This window comes from Azospirillum canadense (assembly GCF_025961225.1).
Taxonomy (GTDB): domain Bacteria; phylum Pseudomonadota; class Alphaproteobacteria; order Azospirillales; family Azospirillaceae; genus Azospirillum; species Azospirillum canadense.
Window position 1 is genome coordinate 1,530,377 of the sequence record NZ_JAOQNG010000001.1, and the last position, 24,646, is coordinate 1,555,022.

Below are 24,646 nucleotides of genomic sequence, written 5' to 3' on the forward strand. Positions count from 1 at the left end.
CCCCATGCGCATTCTCGTCGTCGAAGACACCGAGGATCTGGCCGACGCCATCATCCACCGCCTGCGCAAGCTCGGCTACGGCGTGGACTGGGCGCCGGACGGGGAGCAGGCGCAGGAGCTGCTGCGGACGGAAACCTATCAGCTGCTCGTGCTCGACATCATGCTGCCGGGGGTCGACGGGACGGCGATCCTGCGCGCGCTGCGGCGCAGCGGCGACCGCACGCCGGTGGTGGTGATCACCGCGCGGTCGGAGGTGGACACCAAGGTGGACCTGCTCGACCTCGGCGCCGACGACTATGTGGTGAAGCCCTTCGACTTCCGGGAGCTGGAGGCCCGCTGCCGCGCCCTGCTGCGCCGGCCGCACGGCATGGCCTCGTCGGAGACGGCGTTCGGCAACGTCACCTTCGACGGGGCGTCGAAGAAGGTCGCCGTTGCCGGGCGCCCGGTCGACCTGTCGGCGCGCGAGTTCCGGCTGCTGGAATTGTTCCTTGCCAACCTCGGCCGGGTGATGAGCAAGGACAACCTCATCGACCAGCTGTGCAGCCTGGACGAGGCGGTGGCCCCGAACGCCATCGAGCTGTATGTGTCCCGCCTGCGCCGGAAGATGGACGGGGCGAGCGTGGTGATCCGGACGGTGCATGGGCTGGGCTATGTGGCGGACATCGACCCGGCCGGCTGAAGCGTCATCGCTGCAACGGCGGCCTGAGGCCGCCTCGCTGCAGCGCCGGCTGTTGCTGCGGCTGCTCGTCGTTCTGGGGCTCGTCGGGGCGGCGCTGTTCCTGTTCGTACGCGCCTACGCCCACCGCGCGGCCGACAGCGCCTACGACCAGCTTCTGTCCGCGTCGGCTCTGTCCATCGCGGATTCCGTGCAGGTGGAGGACGGCGTCATCACCGCGGACCTTCCCTATTCCTCGCTCAGCATCCTCGGCATGGCGCGGCGGGACCGCGTCTTTTACAAGATCCTGGCGCCCGGCGGCGTGCTGGTCACCGGCTACGACGACCTGCCGGCCAAGCCGGCCGCGGGGGCGCAATCCGGGCCGGTGTTCAGCGACGCCACCTACCGCGGTGTTCCGGTGCGGGTGGCGGTGCTGGGGCGGCTGGTGGTCCGGCCGAACATCAGCGGACCGGTGACCATCGTCGTCGCCCAGACGCGGGAGGCGCGCGACGCGCTGGCCCACGACATCTTCACCAACGCCTTCGCGCCCATCGCGCTCGCCGTGATGGCGGGTGCGGCGTTGCTGTGGTTCGGGGTGCGGCAGGCGCTGGAGCCGCTGGGCTATCTGGAGCGGCTGATCCGCGCGCGGCGGCCCAACGACTTCAGCCCCATCGACGTGCCGGCCCCGGCGGAGGTGAGCCAGCTTCTGGGCGCCATCAACCATTCCATGGCGCGGCTGAAGGCGAACCTGGACCAGACCAAGACCTTCCTGGCCGACGCTGCCCACCAGATCCGCACGCCGCTGGCCGCACTCCGCGCCCAGGCGGAAATCGCGGCGGAGGAGACGGAGCCCGACCGGCTGCGCCGGATCGTCGGGCGCGTCCACCGCAATGCCGTGGAGGTCAGCGAGCTGACCACCCAGCTGCTCAGCCACGCCATGGTGCTGCACCGGGGCGAATCCGCGCAGCGCGAGGCGGTGGACCTGACCGCGTTGGTCGCGCAGATCGTCCACCGGGCGGAGGCGGTCTGCGAGGGGACGCCGATCCGTATCCTGCAGGACGAGCCGGGCACGCCCGCCGTCGAACCTGCCATCGTGTCCGGCGATCCGGTGAGCCTGTGGGAAGCGCTTGCCAATCTGCTTAATAACGCCGTCAAGTACGGCGGCGGCGCGGCGGGGGTGGAGGTGCGCGTGCGGCCCGGCGGCGCCGGCCATGGTCCGGTGGTGGAGATTGCCGACCATGGCCCGGGCATCCCCGACGCCGAAAAGCCGGCCGTCCGCAAGCGGTTCGGGCGCGGCAGCACGGCCGCGGGCACGGTCGGCAGCGGCCTCGGCCTCGCCATCGTCGAGGCGGTCGCGGAGGCGCACGGCGCGGACTTCAGCCTGCACGACCGGCCGGAAGGCGGGCTGCTCGCCCGGCTGGCTTTTCCGACGATCGAGAAGGCGGTGGCGCTGCTGCCCGCTGTGCTGGCCGCGGCTCTCCTGCTGTGGACGAGTTCCGGGATCGCGGCGGAGACGACGCTGTTCCCCGCGGTCGGCGCGGAGACCGAGCGGCTGAGCATCCACACGGCGACCGACCGGCCGCAAATGGAGGTCCTGGTCCACGACTTCCAGCAGGCGAACCCGAACGTCGCCATCCACTATGTCCAGATGACCAATACGGAGCTGTACGACAGCGTGGTCTCGCAGGAGGGGGAAACGCCGGACGTCATCATCAGCTCCGCAGCGGACCTCCAGGCGAAGCTGGTGAACGACGGTTACGCGCTGCCGCACGTCTCCTCCCTCACGGCCGCTCTGCCGGACTGGGCCAACTGGCGGGACGAGGCCTTCGGCTTCACGCTGGAGCCGGCGGTGATCGTCTACAACCGCAACCTCGTCCCGGAATCCGAAGTGCCGCGGTCGCGCGACGCGCTGATCCGCCTGCTGCGCGATCGGGAGGAGCGGTACCGCGGGCGCGTCATCACCTACGACCTTGCCCAGCGGGGCATCGGCTATCTGTTCGCCGCCCAGGACTCCGTGCTGTCCAGCCAGTTCTGGCAACTGGCGGACGCGCTGGGCGACGTGGGCGTGCGGGTGGAATGCTGCACCGCCGACATGCTGGACGCCATCGAGCGCGGGGACGCGCTGATCGGCTACAACCTCCTGGGCACCTACGCGCGGGCGCGGCAGATCGCCGGCGCGCCGATCGGCATCGTCCTGCCGTCGGACTACACGCTGCTTGCCATGCGCGTCGCGACCATCCACCGGGACGCGCGGTCGCCTCAGCTCGCAGGGCGCTTCATCGACTACCTGCTGTCCGACCGGGGGCAGGGGGTGATCGCGCGGGGCGATGCCTTCTACGCGATTTCCCCCACAGCGGACGGGCCGATGTCCGCCTCGCACCTGCTGGAGGCGCTGGCCGGGCCGGTCCAGCGCATCGCGCTGGGGCCGGCCCTGCTGGTGTTCCTCGACGACCTGAAACACGAGCGCTTCCTGCGCCATTGGCAGAGGGTGGTGCAGCGCCCGTGAGGACGGGTTCGGCCGGAACATTCCCCTCTCGGCAGAGCCGGGCAGGCCGGAAACCCGTCCGATACCGGCCGCCGCCGGCCATCCTGATGACCTGAACTTTGGGGCATGGCAGGCTATCCGGTTCTGACTACTCGTTTCACCGAAGCTGCATAGGCTACAGTGCTGCGCTGCCCTGCCGAAAGGAACGATCGTGTTCCACCAGTCCAAATCCCTTTGAAAAGCCGCATGCTCCCACTTCTCGTGGTCTTGATATCGGTGGCCTGTTCAGCCGCCCTGGCACAGGACGTCGTTGCCGATCCCCAGAACTCAACGGGTGTATCGGCGATCCTTTTTGGATTTTTGGTTGTCGTCGGCGCTTTGGTCTTTGGAGTGTTCTGGCAATTTCTGCGTGCGCAGCGCCGTGCCCACGCCATGGGCCGCCGCATGGCGGCGGTGCTGCGCAGCACCACGGACGCGATCATCGAATTCGACCGCGGCTGGCGGGTGACCTTCGTCAACGAACGGGCCAAGGCGTTGCAGACGAAGGGCGGACCCGCTCTGCTCGGCCGCAGCGTCCATGAGATGCTGCCGGAAACCATCGGCACCCCGGTCTGGGAAGCCGCACAGCGGGTGATGGACGGCGGGGAGCCGGCGGAGTTCGAGTTCTTCAGCCCGCGCAGCGGGCGCTGGTACTTCGTGCGGCTGTTCCCGACCGACGGCGGCGTCGCGTCCTATCTGCAGGACATCACCGAACGGCATCGGATGGAGGAGCGGCTCCGGCGCAGCGAGGAACACCTGACGATGGCGCTCAGCGCCGCGCGGGCCGGCACCTTCGAAACCGACCTGGGCACCGGACAGGCGCGGTGGTCGGACGAGACGTTCCGCATCATGGGGCTGGATCCGGAGCGGGACGAGCCGGGACTGGACAGCTGGCTGAAACTCGTCCACCCCGCCCACCAGAGCGACGGCTTCCTCGCCAAGCGGGAGGAGATCGTCAAAGGGCTGCACCCGCGGTTCGAGGTCGAGTACAGCATCGTCCGTCCCGACGGCGCGGTGCGCTGGCTGTCGGCCTGGGGGCGTGTCCTGTTCCGGCCGGACGGAAGCCCGGAACGCATGGTTGGCCTGACCGTGGACGTCACCGACCAAAGGCAGACCGAAAACGCCCTGCGGGCCAGCGAGGAGCGCTTCCGCGCGCTGGTCGACAACGCGCCGCAGATCATGTGGATCAACCGCCCGGAAGGCACGGTGGAGTCGATCAACGCGGCTTGGCGGCGGTACGGCGGTGTCGAGGTGACCGAGGAGAACCGGTGGGAGATCATTCATCCCGACGACCGCGACCGGGTGCGGAGCCTCGCCGAGGCGGCCGTCGCCGCGGGCGCGCCCTACGAGTCCGACTACCGGTTGCGCCGCGCGGACGGCGTGTACCGGTGGCATGTCGGCCGGGTGAATCCCATGCGGCAGAACGGCGTTCTGGTCGCCTGGATCGGCACGGCGGTCGATGTCCACGCCGCCCGCGAAGCCCAGGCGGAGGCGGAGCAGGCCAACCGCGCCAAGAGCCGGTTCCTGGCGGCGGCCAGCCATGACCTGCGCCAGCCCATGCAGTCGCTGTTCCTGTTCACGGAGGTCGTCCGCGGCCATGTCGCCACCCACGAGGGGCGGAACGCCCTGACCATGCTGGAGCGCGGGCTGGACACGCTGAAGAGCCTGCTGGACAGCCTGCTCGACGTCTCCCGCCTCGACGCCGGGGTGATCAAGGCGGAGGTGGCGGAGGTGGCCCTTGGGCCGCTGCTGGAGGAGGTCGCGGCGTCCTACGCGCCCATCGCGCTGAGCAAAGGCCTGTCCTTCACCGTGGACGCCGCCTGTTCGACCGCCATCGCCAGCGACCGGACCCTGTTGGCGCGCATGCTGCGCAACCTCGTCGAGAACGCGGTCCGCTACACCGACGACGGCTTCGTCCGGCTGCGCTGCCGCGCCGATGCCAAGACGAAGCGCCTGCACATCACGGTGGAGGACAGCGGCGTCGGCATCCCGAAGGAGCATCTGGACCGCATCTTCGAGGAGTTCCACCAGGTCGGCAATCCGGAGCGCGACCGCGCCCAGGGCCTGGGACTTGGCCTCGCCATCGTAGAACGCCTGTCGGCCCTGCTCGACCACCCGGTCGAGGTGCGGTCGGAAGTGGGCAAGGGCTCCGCCTTCACCATCGCCGTGCCGCTGGCCACCGGGACGTCGGTGCCCAGCGCGCCGGTCGGCACCGCCCTGGAGCGCAGCGGTCGGGACCGGCTGGCCGTGCTGGTCGACGACGACGCCATCGTGCTGCTCGGCCTGCGGGCCATGCTCCAGGACTGGGATTACGAGGTGCTGATCGCCGGCTCCACGGACCAGGCCCTGGAACGACTGAAGGAAGCCGGACGCTCGCCCGACATCGTCGTCGCCGACTACCGCCTGCGCGACGGCCGCGTCGGCACCGAGGCGATCCTGCGAATTCGCGAACTGGTGGGCGCCCAAGTCCCCGGCGTGATCCTCACGGGCGAGACCGGGGCGGAGTGCCACCGGGACGCCCAGGCACACGGGCTTGGCCTGCTGCACAAGCCCGTCACCCCCCGCCAGCTGCACGGCATGCTGGAGGAGCATCTCCGGCTCGTCCGCTGCGTCACTTGAGCGCGGCCGCAACGACTCGCAATCCCTGACCGAAAGGCGTATGTATGCTGCACTGCGGCATGACGCTCGTGCGCCCCCGTGCCGCCCGGTCATTCAGGCCCGTTCATTCAGGCCTGATCATTCAGGGATTTGAGCATGGTTGCCATCGTCGCGCTGTCGCTGTTGCTGTCTGGCTTCGGCCTCGTCGTCGTCCGGATCCTGTCCGCGGAGTTCGCGACCGCCGGGCAGCCGGTGCGCAATCCCTGGGCGGCCAGCCATCTGCGCCGCGTGCGCAAGGCCCGTAAGACGGAGGAGGAGATCGCCAATGGTCCTTCCTGGGCCTCCTTCCCGCGCGCGTTCTGAACCAGCGCGTTTCCAATACTCCACAGCCGAATTGATGTGGCGGCAGACAGCCGGAAGCCCTTCTCCCCACAAGGGGAGAGGGGCTTTCCAGTACTTCGCCAGCACTTTCAAGAAGCTTGGCAGGCAGGCGAGTGTTGGTCCGGGCATAAAGGAACCGGGCCGGGAGATATCCCCCGGCCCGGCCCTTGTTGTTCGGGTGCTGTGTGCTGTTCGGCTAAGCCTTACTGGGCAGGCTCGGCGGCGAGCTTCGACGACTGGGTGGTCGAGGACATCTGCTTGGCCCGCAGCGGCTTCAGGACGAAGAGGGCCAGGAGAGCGGCGATGCCGTTGACCGCGGCGGCGAAGAAGAACACCGACTGCCAGCTGCCGGTCGAGGCGACCATGATGTTGGCGAACGGAACGACCAGCGACGCGGTGCCCTTGGCGGTGTACAGCAGGCCGGCGTTGGTGGTGGCGTACTTCGAACCGAAGCTGTCGCCGCAGCAGGCCGGGAACAGGCTGTAGATTTCACCCCAGGCGAAGAACACCAGACCGGTCAGGATCACGAAGGCGACCGGGTTGTGGCCCCACTGGTTCAGCGCGAGGATGCCGAAGCACTCCAGGGCGAAGGCGACGAACATCGTGTTCTCGCGGCCGATGTTATCCGACACCCAGCCGAAGAAGGGACGGGTGACGCCGTTCAGCACGCGGTCGATCGACAGGGCGAAGGTCAGCGCCGGCAGGGTCAGGCCCATGATGCTGACGGGCACGCCGTCGAGCTGGAAGTCCTTGGCGATCGGGCCGAGCTGGGCGGTCGCCATCAGGCCGCCGGCCGCAACCATCACGAACATCAGGTACATGACCCAGAAGACCGGGGTCTTCATCATCTGCACCGGGGTGTAGCTCTCGCGGGACTGGGCGACGCCGGACTTCAGGACCGACGGGACCTGGCCGGCCTTCGGCTCCGCCAGGAACCAGGCGAGGAGGAAGACGACCAGGCCCTGGCCGATGCCGAAGGTCAGGAAGGTCGCTTCAAAGCCGGACGACTTGATCATGTTGGCGATCGGAACGACCGTCAGGGCCGAGCCGGCGCCGAAACCGGCGGCGGTGAGGCCGGCGGCCAGGCCGCGGCGGTCCGGGAACCACTTCAGGGCGTTGCCGACGCAGGTGCCGTAGACGCCGCCGGCGCCGATGCCGCCGATGGCAGCACCCAGGTACAGCATGGCCAGCGAGTCCGCCACGGAGTTGATCGCCCAGGCGAGGCCACAGAGGATGCCGCCGATCAGGACGACGATGCGGGGACCGAACTTGTCGACGAACCAGCCCTCGACCGGGACCAGCCACGTCTCCATGACGACGAAGATCGTGAAGGCAACCTGGATGCCGGCGCGGCCCCAATGGTACTTTTCATCGATCGGGTTGACGAACAGCGTCCAACCATATTGCAGGTTCGCGATCATCGACATGCAGATCACGCCGATGACCAGCTGGAACCAGCGGCCGCCGAGAGGACCCTTCTGACCCTCGGTTAGCGCTTGGTGCATTTCTCTCCTCCTCGAAGCGATCTCTTTTGCGTGAGTCGGGCGTTTGTTTTTTGATTTTTGTTTTGGGAGGTCGGCGTTCGAGCAGATGCCGCTCCGTTGCCAGGGCTTGCCGGGGATTAAGCTACACCGACTTTCCGGCGGAGGTTCCTCGGGATACCGTCGATTGGCATTAAAGATATGGTATGCCAGATACGATCAGCAGTGCAAGCATTTTTGTACGCGCAACAAACTATCGGCCCGCCATGCTGTTAAGTGGGGCTGCGGACCGTTGGGCGCAAAAGGGGTAGAGCGTTTGTCGGGTCCTATCCGTCGTGAGGCGCGCGGCCGGATCGGTCGCGCTCCGACAGTCTCGGCGGCTTGCAATCCTGGTCTTCCTGGAATTCGGTATACCTATTAAGAGCAACGCGCCCGGCAGGTTCGCGTCCGCGCCCCTTCGGCAGCGGGGCCGGCACCATCCGAACCCTGCCATGTGGAAACATCCAAGAGGGGGGAGCCATGGGCACCACGATCATCACGCATCCCGACTTCCTGCAGCACGACACCGGCCCCGGCCATCCGGAACGTCCGGAGCGAATCGCAACGGTGTGGCAGGTGCTCGACCGCGACGAATTCCGCGACCTTCCGCGCCGCACCGCGCCGGAGGCCACAGTGGAGCAACTCCGCTGGGTGCATGAGCCGGCCTATGTGGAGGCGGTGCTCGACGCTGTGCCGGAGGCCGGCTATGCGCGGCTCGACGCCGACACGCTGCTGTCACCGAAATCGCGCTCCGCCATCCTGCGCGCCGCGGGCGCGGTGTGCGAGGCGGTGGACGCCGTGATGGGCGGGCAGGCGACCAACGCCTTCTGCGCCGTGCGCCCCTGCGGCCACCACGCCGAACCGGCGCGCGCCATGGGCTTCTGCGTCTTCAACAACATCGCCGTGGGGGCGGAGCACGCGCGCAAGCGCCATGGGGTGGAGCGCGTCGCCGTCGTGGATTTCGATGTCCACCACGGAAACGGAACACAGGCCATGTTCTGGGACGAGCCGAACCTGTTCTTCGCCTCCACCCACCAATCGCCGCTCTACCCCGGCACGGGGAGGATGAGCGAGACCGGCGCGTCGGGCAACATCGTCAACGCACCGCTGCCGCCCCATTCCGGCACGGTGGAATTCCGCCAAACCATGGAGCGCACTGTGCTTCCGGCGCTGGAGTCGTTCAAGCCGGACCTTCTGATGATCTCCGCAGGATTCGACGCGCACGCCCGCGATCCGCTGGCGCAGCTGAACTTCACCGACGCTGACTTCGAATGGGCGACGCGCAAGCTGGTCGACGCCGCCGACCGCTTGTGCGGCGGGCGGGTCGTGTCGGTGCTGGAAGGAGGCTACGACATGGTCGGTCTGGCAGGCGGTTTGGCCGCCCATCTGCGCGCCCTGATGCGGGCCTGACGCCCCTCACGTTCAGGCCCAAACTGTTGCCGAAGGGAAATGTCCACACGCGCTGTTGCTCTGCTCGCGGATAATCTGGTATACCAAATACCAGCGACGGCGATCCGCGATGATCCCGCGCCATCCCAAATCCCAAAGACCGAACGACTCAACGATAGAGATAGGGAGTTGCGCATCATGGAGCAGCAGACGGTGGACATCACCCTGGCCAAGGACGATGCCGAGATCGCGGAGAGCTATTTCGTCATGAAGGAGCTTCGCACCCACATGACGGACGCCGACGCCTATCGCGCGCAAATCCGGCGCCAGATGGACGACGGCTACAACCTCGCCCTGCTGCGCTTCAACGGCGAGGTCGCCGGCTGCGGCGGCTTCCGCGTGCACGAGACGCTGTCGCGCGGGCGCTATATGTATGTTGAGGACCTGGTCACCTCGCCGAAGCACCGTTCCTACGGCCTTGGCGACCAGCTGTTCGATTGGCTCGCAGCCCAGGCCCGTGAGCGCGGCTGCGCCCAGATGGAGATCATCTCCGGGGTCCATCGCGGCGACGCGCACCGCTTCTACCACCGCAAGCGCATGACCATTAAGTCGTTCCAGCTCGTCCTGCCGCTTACCTAATCCACCTACGCGAGCGGACGGCGAACCGGGTGTCCGACCTCCGGGTGTCCGGTTTTTAAGTGTGCGTTTCCCCACAATCCGCACCCAAATCCGGTGAGTTCCGCTCTCCTCCTGGGCGGCCATTTTGTGGATTGACATCTGGTATCTGGTATACCAAACTCCGTATATGTTCGGTGTGCTGATTGATTGAGGGCGACGCAATAGCCGCGCGGAGGCGCGGCAAAATTAGGGGGGAGAGGTATCGGGTTATGAAGATCTGCATCTTTGGATCCGGAGCCATCGGCGGGTACCTGGGGGTGCGCCTGCACCAGGCCGGCGCGGAAGTCAGCCTCGTGGCGCGTGGGGCCCACCTCGCGGCGATGCGCCAGAACGGCGTGAAGCTGATCGTCGGCGAGGAAGAGACGGTCGTTCACCCCCGCTGCACCGACAACGCGGCGGAGCTTGGTCCCCAGGACTACGTCATCATCGGCCTGAAAGCCCATTCGGTGCCGAGCGTGGTGCCGGCCATCCAGCCGCTGCTGGGCAAGGACACCGCCGTCGTCACCGCGGTCAACGGCATTCCCTACTGGTACTTCTACAAGAACGGCGGCGAGTTTGAAGGCCGCGTTCTGGACAGCGTCGATCCAAACGGCGCGCAGTGGAACGGCTTCGGGCCGGAACGCGCCATCGGCTGCGTCGTCTATCCCGCGACGGAGGTCGTGGAGCCCGGCGTTATCCAGCACATCTACGGCGACAAGTTCTCGCTGGGCGAGCCGGACGGCACGCAGTCGGCCCGCGTCAAGGCGCTGAGCGCCGCGATGGAGGCCGGCGGCCTGCGCGCCCCCGTACTCGACCGCATCCGCGACGAGATTTGGCTGAAGCTGTGGGGCAACCTCTGCTTCAACCCGATCAGCGCGCTGACCCACGCGACGCTGGACGTCATCTGCTCCGACCCGGAAACCCGCGCCGTCGCCAAGGCGATGATGCTGGAAGCGAAGGAGATCGGCGACCGGCTGGGCGTCCACTTCCGCGTGGACGTGGAACGGCGCATCAACGGCGCCGGCGCGGTCGGCGCGCACAAGACCTCCATGCTCCAGGACCTTGAACGCAGTCGCCCGATGGAAATCGACGCGCTGCTGTCCGTGGTCCAGGAAATGGGCCGCATGGTCGGCGTCGACACCCCGACCATCGACGTGGTCCTGGCGCTCGTCCGTCAGCGCGGCGAGGTCGCGGGCATTTACAGCCGGCCCGGCGTGAAGGAAGCGGCGACACCCGCGGTCGCCGCCCAATAGGCGGAAACGGTCCGGCCCCACAATCCAAAACGAGAATGGGGGCCGGACCCCAAAGGTTCATTGGAGGAGCGTCATGAGGGTTGAAGACATTCTCCGCCGCAAGGGGACGCGCATCGGCACCGTGCGGATCAACGAGACCATCGAGACCGCGCTGCGCCTCCTGAAGGCGGAGAACACCGGCGCGCTGGTGGTCAAGGACGTCTGCCGGACCGAGGGCAACACCGTCGTCGGCGTCATTTCGGAGCGCGACATCGTCCGCGGCCTGACCGACCGTGGCCCGGTGGTGCTCACCCAGCCGGTCACCGCGCTGATGAGCCGCAACCCGGTCTGCTGCGGGCCGAAGGATTCGGTGCGCCGCGTGCTTCAGCTGATGGACGAGCACACGATCCGGCACGTCCCGGTGCTGGAAGGGGCGTCGCTCGTCGGCGTGGTCAGCGTGCGCGACATCATCAAGGCGCAGCTCGAAGCGGCGCCGCGCGACGATGCAGACGAGGCGGAAGCCGCCGAAGGCTGGAGTTTTCCGGTCGCGGCGAACCAGTAACGGTGAGCCAGTAACGGCGAATGTGCGCCGCTCCTTTTGAAATTTTGAAGAACGACCGGCGGGCCGCCCGCCGAGGCCGCCCGCCTGACCGGCTGGAGCGCTGACGCCTCGCCCCGCCGTGAGCTTTGGGAGGCAACCAAGAATCATGAAAATCGCCATACCCAGGGAGCGGCGCGCGGGCGAGCTTCGCGTTGCGGCGTCCCCTGAGACGGTCAAGAAGCTGAGGGGCCTCGGCCTCGACGTGGTCGTGGAAAGCGGCGCCGGGCTGGGCTCCAGCCTGCCGGACCAGGTTTATGCGGATGCCGGCGCCACCATCGCGCCGGATGCCGCGTCGGCGCTGGCCGACGCCGACATCGTGCTGAAGGTGCAGCGCCCGCTGATCGCCCAGGATGTTGAAAGGGGCGAGGGGGACCTCGACGAGCTGGCGCTGATCAAGCGCGGCGCGCTGCTGCTCGCCATCCTGAACCCGTACAACAGCCGCGAGCATGTGGCCGCCTACGCCGCCGCGGGGGTGAACGCCTTCGCCATGGAGTTCATGCCGCGCATCACCCGCGCCCAAGTCATGGACGTGCTGTCCTCCCAGGCCAACCTCGCCGGCTTCAAGGCGGTGGTCGACGCCGCTTCCGAGTACGGCCGCGCCTTCCCGATGATGATGACCGCCGCGGGCACCGTGCCGCCGGCCAAGGCCTTCATCATGGGCGTCGGCGTCGCCGGCCTGCAGGCCATCGCCACGGCCAAGCGCCTGGGCGCCATCGTCTCGGCGACCGACGTGCGCCCGGCGGTGAAGGAGCAGGTGCAGAGCCTCGGCGGCAGCTTCGTCGCGGTGGAGAACGAGGAGTTCAAGCAGGCCGAGACGGCCGGCGGCTACGCCAAGGAGATGTCGGACGACTACAAGCGCCAGCAGGCGGCGCTGGTGGCCGAGCACATCAAGAAGCAGGACATCGTGATCACCACGGCGCTGATCCCCGGGCGCAAGGCGCCGGTGCTGGTGACGCGCGAGCATGTGGCGTCGATGAAGCCGGGCTCGGTGATCATCGACCTGGCGGTGGAGCAGGGCGGCAACGTCGAGGGCTCCGAGCTGGGCAAGGTGGTTGTCACCGACAACGGGGTGAAGATCGTCGGCCACGCCAACTACCCCAGCCGCATCGCCGAGAGCGCCTCGCTGCTCTACGCCAAGAACCTGCTGGCCCTGCTCCAGTCGCTGCACGACAAGGAGAAGGGCGTCGCGCTCAACTGGGACGACGAGATCGTCAAGGCCATCGCGCTGACCCGCGACGGCCAGGTCGTCCACCCCGCCTTCGCGGACAAGGTCCGCGAAGCGCAGACCGTCTGAGGAGGCGGCGTCCATGGAACATCCCGATCCCGCGAGCCAGCTGGATGCGTTTCGCCAGTCGCTCCTCACCCTGACCAACCAGACCGCTGAACTCAACGTCCAGGTCGCGCAGCTGACCCACGCCATGCCCGTACCCGCCAACATCGTGGACACCGCCAGCCACGGCAGCTTCATCATCACCGGCCTGACGGTGCTCGTCCTGGCCTGCTTTGTCGGCTACTACGTCGTGTGGCGGGTGACGCCGGCGCTGCACTCGCCGCTGATGGCGGTGACCAACGCCGTGTCCTCGGTGATCATCGTCGGCGCCCTCATCGCCGCCGGCCCGGCCGGCTTCGGCTTCTCCAAGATCATGGGCTTCCTCGCCGTCATCCTGGCCAGCGTCAACATCTTCGGCGGCTTCCTGGTCACCCAGCGCATGCTCTCCATGTTCAAGAAGAAGGGCAAGTAACCATGGAAACGCTGTCGGCCCTTCTCTACCTCGTCGCCTCCATCTGCTTCATCATGGCGCTGCGCGGGCTCAGCAGCCCGGAGACCTCGCGCCAGGGCAACCTCTACGGCATGGTCGGCATGACCATCGCCATCCTGACCACGCTGGCCCTGCCCATCGTCCAGTCCTACTGGATGATCGTCCTCGGCATCGCGATTGGCGGCGGCATCGGCTACGTCATCGCCAAGAAGATCGAGATGACCGCGCTGCCCCAGCTGGTCGCCGCCTTCCACTCGCTGGTCGGCCTCGCCGCGGTGTTCGTGGCGCTCTCGGCCTTCTACTCGCCGGAGGCCTACGGCATCGGCGTGTCCGGGGCCATCGCCAAGGGCTCGCTGGTCGAAATGGCGCTCGGCACCGCGATCGGCGCCATCACCTTCACCGGCTCGCTCGTCGCCTTCGCCAAGCTGCAGGGCCTGGTCACCGGCAAGCCGCTGGTCTTCCCCTTCCAGCACCACCTCAACGCCGGCCTCGGCGTGCTGACCATCCTGCTGATCCTCTGGCTGGTGCAGTCCAACGCCTCGGTGGCCATGTGGCTGATCGTGCTGGTGGCGCTGGCGCTGGGCTTCCTGCTGATCCTGCCGATCGGCGGGGCGGACATGCCGGTGGTGATCTCGATGCTGAACAGCTACTCCGGCTGGGCGGCGGCGGGCATCGGCTTCACGCTGCAGAACAACCTGCTGATCATCACCGGCGCGCTGGTCGGCTCCTCGGGTGCCATTCTGTCCTACATCATGTGCAAGGGCATGAACCGCTCGATCTTCAACGTCATCCTCGGCGGCTTCGGCGGTGACAGCGGCGCGGCCGCAGCCGGCGGCGCCGGCGGCGGTGAGCGCGGGACGGTGAAGGCCGGCTCGCCGGAGGACGCGGCCTACATCATGAAGAACGCGCAGTCGGTGATCATCGTGCCGGGCTACGGCATGGCGGTGGCGCAGGCGCAGCACGCGCTGCGCGAGATGGCCGACCTGCTGAAGAAGGAAGGGGTGGACGTCAAGTACGCCATCCACCCCGTCGCGGGGCGCATGCCCGGCCACATGAATGTGCTGCTGGCCGAGGCCAACGTGCCGTACGACGAGGTGTTCGAGCTGGAGGACATCAACCGCGACTTCGGCACGGCGGACGTGGCCTTTGTGATCGGCGCCAACGACGTGACCAACCCGGCGGCCAAGACCGACCCGCAGTCGCCGATCTACGGCATGCCGATCCTGGATGTCGAAAAGGCCAAGACGGTGTTCTTCATCAAGCGCGGCATGGCCGCCGGCTACGCCGGCGTGGAGAACGAGCTGTTCTTCCGCCCCAACACCATGATGCTGTTCGGCGACGCCAAAAAGGTCACCGAAGAGGTCGTGAAGGCGACCGAGTAACGGGGTGGGTGCTTAAAAAAGGAAGCCCCTTTCCGGTGAGCCGGGAAGGGGCTTTTTGTTTGTGTTAGTATTGCCCCCACCCTAACCCTCCCCTGCGAAGCGGGGGAGGGAAGGGGCCCATGCGGCAGCATGGGAAGGGAGGGGGCACTCGGCGTTGGGCTCAGAACCCCACCGCACCTTCGGCCACATGGTCGACGATGACCAGGTTGTTCTCCACGCGCTTCACGCCCGGGGTGTTCTCCGCCGCCACGCGCAGGGCGTCCCTTTGCGCCTCGGTGCGGACGCTGCCCCAGAGATGCACCACGCCGTTGCGAACGACGATGTTGTCGCTGATCTCCGGCGCCCAGGGCTCGGCGCGCAGGGTTTGCAGGATGCGGTCGCGCAGCGCGCCGTCGTCGGCCGCGGCCGGGGCGACGTCGGGTGCGATGGTGGCCAGCACGTGCAGCAGGTTGGCCCGGCTGATGATGCCCACCAGCCTGCCGTCGTGGACGACCGGGACGCGCTTGATCCGGTGCGACTCCATGCGCCGGACGACCTCCTCAATCGGCGAGTCCTCGTTCACCGCGACCAGATTGGTGGACATGACGTCGCGCACGCGGCGGCCGTGCGACTTGCTGTAGTCGTGCGCCTGGGTCGACGAGGCGCCAGCGAACATGGCGAGCCACCAGCTGGCCCGGCGCACCGTGCCCGTCTCGGCGCGGCGCAGCAGGTCCCCTTCGCTGATGATGCCGAGCAGGCGCCCGTCCGCGTCGCAGACCGGGAGCCCGCTGATCCGGTTTTCCAGCATGCGCTGCGCGGCGTCGGTCACCGTGCTGTCCGGATCGATGGTGATGACCTGGCGGGTCATGATGTCAGCCGCCTTCATGGCGTTTCCTCCTGCTGCGGTTTTGCTTGTGAGCCCAGTCTACACCGACTCGGCCGAGCCCATGGCCGCGCTTTGGTGTACGGTATACCACTGCGCCGATCCGCCGCAGGGCAGGGCGGAAAAAAGAAGGCTCCCACGGTGGTGAACCGGGGAGCCGCCAGTCGGGGAATCTACAGGGAGGAATGCGTGTAGTTCCGGTTAAGGTTTTAACCCGGTATTTGCTTGCCCAACCAACATGGATTCGGTATACCAGTCATGTTGCGCTGGAATACCGTATACCAGATGCCAGATCGGGGTCGCCGCGCCGTTCGATGTCCGCCGCGCCCGGTCCTAAAGCCCTGATAATAAACAAAACAGTTCTTCGGTTACTTCCTGATCTGGTTCCAGCCGAAAACAGTTCGCATCGCTAACATATTCCCTTGAGTTCGCTTGGCATCTGGTATACCGTATCACCAATCCAAGCCCGCAACAGAACCACAAGAAGCCGGTAAGGCAGGTGCAATCAGCGCAAAACGCGCGGCGGATACAGGGACGGGAACGTGATGAATCGAATGAGTTTCTCCGTAGAACCCCTCGACCAGGGGATGAGTTTCAAGGCAAAGGCCTATCAGGCGCTCCGCCACGCCATCACCCAGATGGACATCTACGGAGAGGCCAACGAGATCCGCCTCGACGAACGCCAGCTCTGCGAAGCGCTCGGCGTCAGCCGCACCCCGGTGCGCGAGGCCATGGCGCTCCTGGAGCAGGAGGGATTCATCCGCTCCATGCCGCGCCGGGGCATCTTCGTGGTCCGCAAGACGAAGGCCGAGGTCATCGAGATGATCACGGTCTGCGCCGCTCTCGAAGGCATGGCCGCGCGCCTCTTCGTGGAGCGCGCCACCGAGCGCAAGATGAAGGAGCTGAACGCGACCTTCGACCGCTTCTCGGAAGGCGAGCTGGCCGACCACGTCCTGGAATACTCCGACGCGAACATCCTGTTTCACCAGTCGATCATCCAAGCCTCGGGCTGCACGTTGATCGGCGACCTGACCGACCGGTTCTTCATCCACATGCGGGCGATCCGCCGCGTCACCATGCGACGCGGCCGGAGGGCCGAGAAATCGATCGTCGAACACCGGGAAATCATCGAAGCATTGATGAACCGCGACGCCGATCTGGCCGAGCGTCGTGTGCGTGAACACACGCTCGGCCTTGCCCGCTATGTGGAACTGCACTGCGATTTTCTCGACTGACCGCTCTCGAAACCAAAGAAGCTCGGGGAGGACTTACCCTTATGTCTAGTGCGGCTGCAACGATGGTCAAGAACCAAGCCACGGACGAAACCGAAGTCGACGCAGCGCTGACGGATGGCTTTCAGCTCGTCATCGATGCGCTCAAGCTCAATGGCATCGAGAATCTGTACTGCGTGCCCGGCATTCCGATTTCCGACCTGCTCCGCATGGCGCAGGGCGAGGGCATGCGCGTCATCTCCTTCCGCCACGAGCAGAACGCCGGCCATGCCGCCGCCGTCGCCGGTTTCCTCACCAAGAAGCCGGGCGTCTGCCTGACCGTGTCGGCCCCGGGCTTCCTGAACGGCCTGACCGCTCTCGCCAACGCGACCACCAACTGCTTCCCGATGATCCTGATCTCCGGGTCGTCCGAGCGCGAGATCGTCGATCTCCAGCAGGGCGACTATGAGGAGATGGACCAGCTCGCCATCGCCAAGCCGCTCTGCAAGGCGGCCTTCCGCGTGCTGCACGCCCAGGACATCGGCATCGCCGTCGCCCGCGCCATCCGCGCGGCCGTCTCCGGCCGTCCGGGCGGCGTCTACCTCGACCTGCCGGCCAAGCTGTTCTCGCAGGTGATGAACGCCGCCGAGGGTGCCAAGTCGCTGGTGAAGGTCATCGACCCGGCCCCGGACCAGCTGCCGGCCCCGTCGGCGGTGGCCCGCGCGCTCGACGTGATGAAGGGCGCCAAGCGTCCGCTGATCATCCTCGGCAAGGGCGCCGCCTACGCGCAAGCCGACGACGCGGTGCGCGAGCTGATCGAGAAGAGCGGCATCCCGTTCCTCCAGATGAGCATGGCCAAGGGCCTGCTGCCCGACACGCACCCGCAGTCGGCCGGCGCCGCCCGCTCCACCGTGCTGAAGGATTCGGATGTCGTCCTGCTGGTCGGCGCCCGCCTGAACTGGCTGCTGTCGCACGGCAAGGGCAAGTCCTGGGGCGAGCCCGGCTCGAAGAAGTTCATCCAGATCGACATCGAGCCGAAGGAGATGGACAGCAACGTCGAGATCGTCGCCCCGCTGGTCGGCGACATCGGCTCCTGCGTGTCGGCCCTGACCGCCGGCCTGGGTGGTGACTGGACCCCGCCGCCGTCCGAATGGCTGGAGACGGTCAGCACGAAGAAGGACGCCAACATCGCCAAGATGGCGCCCAAGCTGATGAACAACAAGTCGCCGATGGACTTCCACGGCGCGCTTGGGGCCCTGCGCCGCATCATCAAGGAGCGTCCGGACGCGATCCTGGTCAACGAGGGCGCCAACACACTCGACCTCGCCCGCGGCATCATCGACATGTACCAGCCGCGCAAGCGCCTGGACGTCGGCACCTGGGGCGTGATGGGCATCGGCATGGGCTACGCCGTCGCCGCCGCCGTGGAGACCGGCAAGCCGGTGCTGGCGATCGAGGGCGACAGCGCCTTCGGCTTCTCCGGCATGGAGGTGGAGACGGTCTGCCGGTACAACCTGCCGGTCTGCATCGTCGTCTTCAACAACAACGGCATCTACCGCGGCACCGACACCAACCCGACCGGCGGCGCCGACCCGTCGCCGATGGTCTTCGTGCCGGACAGCCGCTACGACAAGATGATGGAAGCGTTCGGTGGCACCGGCGTCCACGTCACCTCGCCGGACGAGCTGTACCGGGCCGTTGCCGAGGCGATGAACTCCGGCAAGCCGACGCTCATCAACGCCGCCATCGACCCGGCGGCCGGCACCGAGAGCGGCAACATCGGCAGCCTGAACCCGACGAGCGCGGTCCGCAAGGGCCCGAAGACCTAAAGCAAACACCAAGGAACCGAACAGTCCCCCGTTGAAGTAAAGCGCGGTCCGCCCCCAACAAGCGGACCGCGACATCCCGAAAAACGCGGACCAAGGGACGCGGGGACAACACCACACGAGACCCTGGGAGGGTTGGATGGCAAAGGCACTTGAAGGCGTCAAGATTCTCGACTTCACCCACGTCCAGTCGGGCCCGACCTGCACGCAGCTGCTGGCGTGGTTCGGGGCCGACGTGATCAAGGTCGAGCGTCCGGGGGAAGGGGACATCACGCGCGGCCAGCTGCGCGATATTCCCGATGCCGACAGCCTTTACTTCACCATGCTGAACCACAACAAGCGGTCGATCACGCTCGACACCAAGAACCCCGCCGGCAAGGCGATCCTGGAAGAGCTGGTCCGCACCTGCGACGTGATGGTCGAGAACTTCGCCCCCGGCGTCCTCGACCGCATGGGCTTCTCGTGGGAACGCATCCAGGAGATCAACCCCCGCATCATCGTGGCCTCGGTCAAGGGCTTCGGCCCCGGCCCCTATGAGGACTGCAAGGTCTACGAGAACGTCGCCCAGTGCGCGGGCGGTGCCGCCTCCACCACCGGCTTCGACGACGGCCCGCCGCTGGTCACCGGCGCGCAGATCGGCGACAGCGGCACCGGCCTGCACCTGGCGCTGGGCATCGTCACCGCGCTCTACCAGCGCACCCACACCGGCCGCGGCCAGAAGGTGCTGGCGGCCATGCAGGACGCCGTTCTGAACCTCTGCCGCGTCAAGCTGCGCGACCAGCAGCGGCTCGCCCACGGCCCGCTGAAGGAATACCCGCAGTACCCGAACGGCGAGTTCGGCGACACGGTGCCGCGCGCCGGCAATGCCTCGGGCGGTGGCCAGCCGGGCTGGATCCTGAAGTGCAAGGGCTGGGAGACCGACCCGAACGCCTACATCTACTTCATCACCCAGGCCCCGGTCTGGGCCAAGATCTGCGACGTGATCGGCAAGCCGGAGTGGGTCACCGACCCGGACTACGCCACGCCGGTTGCCCGCCTACCGCGCCTGAAGGAGATCTTCGCGACGGTGGAGGAATGGACCATGACCAAGACGAAGTTCGAGGCCATGGAAATCCTGAACCAGCACGACATCCCCTGCGGCCCGATCCTGTCCATGAAGGAACTGGCCGAAGACCAGTCCCTGCGCGAGACCGGCACCGTCGTGGAGGTCGATCACCCGAAGCGTGGCAAGTACCTGTCGGTCGGCAACCCGATCAAGCTGTCGGACAGCCCGACCGAGGTGACGCGCTCGCCGCTGCTGGGCGAGCACACCGACGAGATCCTGAGCGAGGTGCTGGGCTTCGACCCGCAGCGCATCGCCGAACTGCGGGAGAGCGGCGCGCTCGGCGCCACCCGGCGTCTGGCCGCCGAGTAACCGCAGGAGCCTCGCACCACAGCCTACAGCCTTCCCCGCCGCAGGGCGGGGGAGGCGGGAGCGCCGCTCCCACGCCGAGACACCTCATGTGCGCCGCGGACACTAACCGCTGCCGACCAACGTTAAGAAATCTGCCCGCGACGCGAATTCAAAAGAACAAAGCCCGAAAAAGAAGTTCGCAAGGAGGGAACGCCATGAGCGTAGCCTACGATCAGAGCCGGAAAGGCTCCGCAGAGACCGTCCGCCGTCTTCTCGACACCGCGAAGGCGGAAGGCCGCAATGCGCTGACCGCGCCGGAGGCCAAGGAACTCTGCGACCTTTACGGCATTCCGGTGCCCAAGGAAGGCTTGGCGAAGACCGCCGACGAGGCGGTGACGCTGGCCGAGGGCATGGGCTTCCCGGTCGTCCTGAAGATCGTGTCGCCGCAGATTCTGCACAAGACGGAGGCCGGCGGCGTGCTGGTCGGCGTCCAGAGCGCCGACGCCGTCCGCGACGGCTTCAAGACCATCATGGACCGCGCCCGCGCCTATGACCCTAAGGCCGAGCTGATCGGCATCCAGGTCCAGCAGATGCTGAAGGGCGGGACCGAGGTCATCGTCGGCTCCATCACCGACCAGAGCTTCGGCAAGCTGGTCGCCTTCGGCCTCGGTGGCGTGCTGGTCGAGGTGCTGAAGGACGTCACCTTCCGCCTCGCCCCGGTGTCGCGCGACGAGGCCCTGACGATGCTCGACGGCATCCAGGCCGCGGAGATGCTGAAGGGCGTGCGCGGCGGCAAGCCGGTCGACCGCGAGGCGCTCGCCGCCGTGATCGTCAACGTCTCCCGCCTCGTCGACGAGGTGCCGGAGATCGTGGAGCTCGACCTCAACCCGGTCTTCGCGCGGGAGGACGGCGCCACCGCCGCCGACGTGCGCGTGGTGCTCGACTTCGAGGCCAAGACCCCGCGCTACCGCCCGACGCAGGAGCAGATCGTCCGGCAGATGAACCGGATCATGAAGCCCGACGCGGTGGCGGTCATCGGCGCCTCGGCCGAGGACGGGAAGATCGGCAACTCCGTGATGAAGAACCTCATCAACGGCGGCTACAAGGGCCAGATCTACCCGATCCACCCCAAGGCCGACGACATCCTGGGCTACAAGGCCTACCGAAGCGTCAAGGACGTCCCGGGCAACATCGATGTGGCGGTCTTCGCCATCCCGGCCAAGTTCGTGGCGCAGGCCCTGACCGAGGTCGGCGAGAAGAAGATCCCCGGCGCCGTGCTGATCCCGTCGGGCTTCGCCGAGACCGGCAACGTGGAGGGCCAGGAGGAGATCGTCGCCATCGCGCGCAAGCATGACGTGCGCCTGATGGGGCCGAACATCTACGGCTTCTACTACACGCCGAAGAACCTCTGCGCGACCTTCTGCACGCCGTACGACGTAAAGGGCAAGGCGGCGCTGTCGTCGCAGTCCGGCGGCATCGGCATGGCGATCATCGGCTTCAGCCGGTCGGCCAAGATGGGCGTGTCGGCCATCGTCGGGCTCGGCAACAAGTCGGACATCGATGAGGACGACCTGCTGTACTTCTTCGAGCAGGACGAGAACACCCAGGTCGTTGCCATGCACTGCGAGGACCTGAAGGACGGCCGCTCCTTCGCGGAGGCCGCCAAGCAGGTGTCGAAGAAGAAGCCGGTCGTCGTGCTGAAGGCCGGGCGCACCTCGCTCGGCGCGCGGGCGGCCAGCTCCCACACCGGCGCGCTCGCCGGCAACGACAAGATCTACGAGGACGTGCTGAAGCAGTCGGGCGTGGTGCGGGCGCGCAGCCTGCAGGACCTGCTGCAGTTCGCCCGCGGCATCCCGGTGCTGCCGACGCCGAAGGGCGAGAACGTGGTGATCATCACCGGCGCCGGCGGGTCGGGCGTGCTGCTGTCGGACGCCTGCGTGGACAACGGCCTATCGCTGATGGCGATGCCGCCGGACCTCGACGCGGCGTTCCGCAAGTTCATCCCGCCCTTCGGCGCCGCCGGCAACCCGGTGGACATCACGGGCGGCGAGCCGCCGACGACCTACCAGAACACCATCCGCCTGGGCCTGCAGGACGACCGCATCCACGCGCTGATCCTGGGCTACTGGCACACGATCATCACGCCGCCGATGGTGTTCGCCAAGCTGGTCGTCGAGGTGAAGGACGAGATGAAGGCGAAGGGCATCGAAAAGCCCATCGTCGCCTCGCTGGCCGGCGACGTGCAGGTGGAGGAGGCCGCGACCTACCTCTACGACCACGGCGTCGTCGCCTACCCGTACACGACCGAAACGCCGGTCGCGGTCCTGGGCGCCAAGTACAAGTGGGCGCGCGCGGCGGGCCTGCTCTAAAATAAAATCGTAGGTTGGGTGAAGGCAAAGCCGGAACCCAACAATGGCCGCCAGGGGAGCCCGTTGGGTTCCGCTGGCGCTTCACCCAACCTACAGGGCAACCGAACAAACTGCTTTTTGGGGGAGGGGACACAAACACCATGAACATCCACGAGCATCAGGCGAAGGACCTTCTGCGCAAATACGGGGTGGCGGTTCCCCGCGGGGGCGTCGCGTTCACCGCCGAGGAGGCCGAGGTCGCCGCGCGCGAGCTGGGCGGCCCCGTTTATGTGGTGAAGTCGCAGATCCACGCCGGTGGCCGTGGCGCCGGCCGCTTCAAGGACAACCCCGAGGGCAAGGGCGGCGTCCGCGTCGTCAAGTCGGTCGAGGACGTCACGAAGAACGCTGGCGAGATGCTGGGCCACGTCCTGGTGACCAAGCAGACCGGCGCCGAGGGCAAGGAGGTCAAGCGCGTCTACATCGAGGAAGGCGCCGACATCAAGCGGGAGCTGTACCTCGGCATGCTGGTGGACCGCGCCTCGGGCCGCGTGACCATCATCGCCTCGACTGAAGGCGGCATGGAGATCGAGGAGGTCGCCCACAACACGCCGGAGCGGATCATCAAGGTCGCCGTCGACCCGGCCACCGGCATCCAGGGCTATCACACCCGCAAGGTCGCCTTCGCGCTGGGCCTGGAAGGCAAGCAGGTGGGCGCCGCGGCGAAGTTCCTGACGGCCATGTACCGCGCCTTCAACGACCTGGACTGCTCCATCCTGGAGATCAACCCGCTGATCGTCACCGGCGCGGGCGACATCCTGGCGCTCGATGCCAAGATGGCCTTCGACGACAACGCGCTGTTCCGCCACAAGGACGTCGCCGCCCTGCGCGACGAGGCGGAGGAGGACCCGGCGGAGATCGAGGCGGCCAAGCACGACCTGAACTACGTCAAGCTCGACGGCAACATCGGCTGCATGGTGAACGGCGCCGGCCTGGCGATGGCCACCATGGACATCATCAAGCTGTACGGCGGCGAGCCGGCCAACTTCCTCGACGTCGGCGGCGGCGCCACGAAGGAGCGCGTAACCGCGGCCTTCAAGCTGATCCTGTCCGACCCGAACGTGAAGGGCATCCTGGTCAACATCTTCGGCGGCATCATGCGCTGCGACGTCATCGCCGAGGGCGTGGTCGCCGCCGCGCGCGAGGTGCAGTTGCACGTCCCCCTGGTCGTTCGGCTGGAGGGCACCAACGTCGCGCTCGGCAAGCAGATCCTCGCCGACTCCGGTCTTCCCATCATTTCCGCCGACAATCTGGCCGACGCCGCCGAGAAGATCGTTCGTGCCGTCGTGAAGGAGCGTGCCTGATGTCCGTCCTCGTCGACAAGAACACGAAGGTCATTTGCCAGGGCTTCACGGGCGCCCAGGGCACCTTCCACTCGGAGCAGGCGATCGCCTACGGCACGAAGATGGTCGGCGGCGTCACCCCGGGCAAGGGCGGCACCAAGCACCTCGACCTGCCGGTGTTCGACACGGTGGCCGACGCGGTCGAGAAGACCGGCGCCAACGCGTCGGTGATCTACGTGCCGCCGCCCTTCGCGGCCGACGCCATCCTGGAGGCGATCGACGCCGAGATCCCGCTGGTGGTCTGCATCACCGAGGGCATCCCGGTGCTCGACATGGTCCGCGTCAAGCGCGCGCTGGGCAACTCCAAGACCCGTCTGATCGGGCCGAACTGCCCGGGCATCATCACGCCCGACGAGTGCAAGATCGGCATCATGCCGGGTCACATCCACAAGCGCGGCAAGATCGGCATTGTCTCGCGCTCCGGCACGCTTACCTACGAAGCGGTGGCGCAGACCACGGCCGCCGGGCTGGGGCAGACGACCTGCATCGGCATCGGCGGCGACCCGGTCAACGGCACCAACTTCGTGGACAGCCTGGAGCTGTTCCTGAAGGACCCGGAGACCGAGGGCATCATCATGATCGGCGAGATCGGCGGCGACGCCGAGGTCAAGGGCGCGGAGTTCATCAAGGACTCCGGCACCAAGAAGCCGGTGGTCGGCTTCATCGCCGGTCGCACGGCGCCTCCGGGCCGCCGCATGGGCCATGCGGGTGCGGTGATCTCCGGCGGCAACGACACCGCCGACTTCAAGATCGAGTTCATGAAGTCGGCCGGCATCGCCGTCGCCGACAGCCCGGCCAGCCTGGGTTCCACCATGCTCAAGGTCTTCAAGGGCTGATGGGTTAAGGGTCCGAGACGCGTGGCGCACCAAGAACAACAACCCGCGCCACGCCATAACAAACGCTAACG

General features: G+C 67.1%; 19 protein-coding genes. 17 read left to right on the forward strand and 2 right to left on the reverse strand.

Features of this window, described 5'->3' with window-relative positions:
* Positions 1-4 precede the first annotated feature (4 nt).
* The 4 genes from M2351_RS07265 to M2351_RS07280 all read left to right on the forward strand — a co-directional run bounded on the left by M2351_RS07265 (position 5) and on the right by M2351_RS07280 (position 6,140).
* Positions 5-679: a response regulator transcription factor gene (locus M2351_RS07265; protein WP_264655441.1), complete on the forward strand. Its 675-nt coding sequence runs from the start codon at positions 5-7 to the stop codon at positions 677-679.
* On the forward strand, positions 639-3,161 hold the full coding sequence (locus M2351_RS07270; protein ID WP_264655442.1) for a sensor histidine kinase: 2,523 nt from the start codon (positions 639-641) through the stop codon (positions 3,159-3,161). The genes M2351_RS07265 and M2351_RS07270 overlap by 41 nt, the downstream gene beginning before the upstream one ends.
* Positions 3,162-3,530: 369 nt before the next feature.
* Entirely contained in the window at positions 3,531-5,798 is a 2,268-nt protein-coding gene (locus tag M2351_RS07275) for a hybrid sensor histidine kinase/response regulator (protein WP_264655443.1), read from the forward strand.
* Between the two features lie 135 nt (positions 5,799-5,933).
* Complete coding sequence (locus M2351_RS07280) at positions 5,934-6,140, forward strand: hypothetical protein (protein WP_264655444.1); 207 nt, start codon at positions 5,934-5,936, stop codon at positions 6,138-6,140.
* A 221-nt stretch (positions 6,141-6,361) separates the two neighbouring features.
* Here M2351_RS07280 and oxlT read toward each other — a convergent pair whose 3' ends face one another.
* Positions 6,362-7,663 (reverse strand): oxalate/formate MFS antiporter, encoded by a 1,302-nt coding sequence (oxlT, locus tag M2351_RS07285; RefSeq protein WP_264655445.1) that lies wholly within the window; start codon positions 7,661-7,663, stop codon positions 6,362-6,364.
* Between the two features lie 495 nt (positions 7,664-8,158).
* Between oxlT and M2351_RS07290 the strand changes: the two genes are divergently transcribed.
* The 7 genes from M2351_RS07290 (at position 8,159) to M2351_RS07320 (ending at position 14,699) form a co-directional block, all read left to right on the forward strand.
* Positions 8,159-9,088, forward strand: coding sequence for a histone deacetylase family protein (locus tag M2351_RS07290; RefSeq protein ID WP_264655446.1), 930 nt, complete (start codon positions 8,159-8,161; stop codon positions 9,086-9,088).
* 177 nt (positions 9,089-9,265) lie between these two features.
* Positions 9,266-9,706, forward strand: coding sequence for a GNAT family N-acetyltransferase (locus tag M2351_RS07295; protein ID WP_264655447.1), 441 nt, complete (start codon positions 9,266-9,268; stop codon positions 9,704-9,706).
* A gap of 248 nt (positions 9,707-9,954) precedes the next feature.
* Positions 9,955-10,977, forward strand: coding sequence for a 2-dehydropantoate 2-reductase (locus tag M2351_RS07300; RefSeq protein ID WP_264655448.1), 1,023 nt, complete (start codon positions 9,955-9,957; stop codon positions 10,975-10,977).
* Between the two features lie 73 nt (positions 10,978-11,050).
* Positions 11,051-11,518, forward strand: coding sequence for a CBS domain-containing protein (locus M2351_RS07305; protein ID WP_264655449.1), 468 nt, complete (start codon positions 11,051-11,053; stop codon positions 11,516-11,518).
* Between the two features lie 145 nt (positions 11,519-11,663).
* Complete coding sequence (locus tag M2351_RS07310) at positions 11,664-12,851, forward strand: Re/Si-specific NAD(P)(+) transhydrogenase subunit alpha (RefSeq protein ID WP_264655450.1); 1,188 nt, start codon at positions 11,664-11,666, stop codon at positions 12,849-12,851.
* A 13-nt stretch (positions 12,852-12,864) separates the two neighbouring features.
* Positions 12,865-13,299 (forward strand): NAD(P) transhydrogenase subunit alpha, encoded by a 435-nt coding sequence (locus M2351_RS07315; protein WP_264655451.1) that lies wholly within the window; start codon positions 12,865-12,867, stop codon positions 13,297-13,299.
* Positions 13,300-13,301: 2 nt separating this feature from the next.
* Complete coding sequence (locus M2351_RS07320) at positions 13,302-14,699, forward strand: NAD(P)(+) transhydrogenase (Re/Si-specific) subunit beta (protein WP_264655452.1); 1,398 nt, start codon at positions 13,302-13,304, stop codon at positions 14,697-14,699.
* 160 nt (positions 14,700-14,859) lie between these two features.
* Here M2351_RS07320 and M2351_RS07325 read toward each other — a convergent pair whose 3' ends face one another.
* A complete protein-coding gene (locus M2351_RS07325) occupies positions 14,860-15,564 on the reverse strand; it encodes a CBS domain-containing protein (protein WP_264655453.1) in 705 nt (234 codons plus the stop codon).
* 584 nt (positions 15,565-16,148) lie between these two features.
* On the opposite strand from M2351_RS07325, the gene M2351_RS07330 reads away from it, so the two are divergent.
* The 6 genes from M2351_RS07330 (at position 16,149) to sucD (ending at position 24,575) form a co-directional block, all read left to right on the forward strand.
* Complete coding sequence (locus M2351_RS07330) at positions 16,149-16,796, forward strand: GntR family transcriptional regulator (protein ID WP_264655454.1); 648 nt, start codon at positions 16,149-16,151, stop codon at positions 16,794-16,796.
* Between the two features lie 41 nt (positions 16,797-16,837).
* A complete protein-coding gene (oxc, locus tag M2351_RS07335) occupies positions 16,838-18,601 on the forward strand; it encodes an oxalyl-CoA decarboxylase (RefSeq protein ID WP_264655455.1) in 1,764 nt (587 codons plus the stop codon).
* A 136-nt stretch (positions 18,602-18,737) separates the two neighbouring features.
* On the forward strand, positions 18,738-20,012 hold the full coding sequence (gene frc / locus M2351_RS07340) for a formyl-CoA transferase (RefSeq protein ID WP_264655456.1): 1,275 nt from the start codon (positions 18,738-18,740) through the stop codon (positions 20,010-20,012).
* 194 nt (positions 20,013-20,206) lie between these two features.
* Positions 20,207-22,360 (forward strand): acetate--CoA ligase family protein, encoded by a 2,154-nt coding sequence (locus M2351_RS07345; protein ID WP_264655457.1) that lies wholly within the window; start codon positions 20,207-20,209, stop codon positions 22,358-22,360.
* A 140-nt stretch (positions 22,361-22,500) separates the two neighbouring features.
* Positions 22,501-23,700, forward strand: coding sequence for an ADP-forming succinate--CoA ligase subunit beta (gene sucC / locus M2351_RS07350; RefSeq protein WP_264655458.1), 1,200 nt, complete (start codon positions 22,501-22,503; stop codon positions 23,698-23,700).
* Positions 23,700-24,575: a succinate--CoA ligase subunit alpha gene (sucD, locus tag M2351_RS07355; RefSeq protein ID WP_264655459.1), complete on the forward strand. Its 876-nt coding sequence runs from the start codon at positions 23,700-23,702 to the stop codon at positions 24,573-24,575. Before sucC ends, sucD begins: the two co-directional genes overlap by 1 nt.
* Positions 24,576-24,646 lie beyond the last annotated feature (71 nt).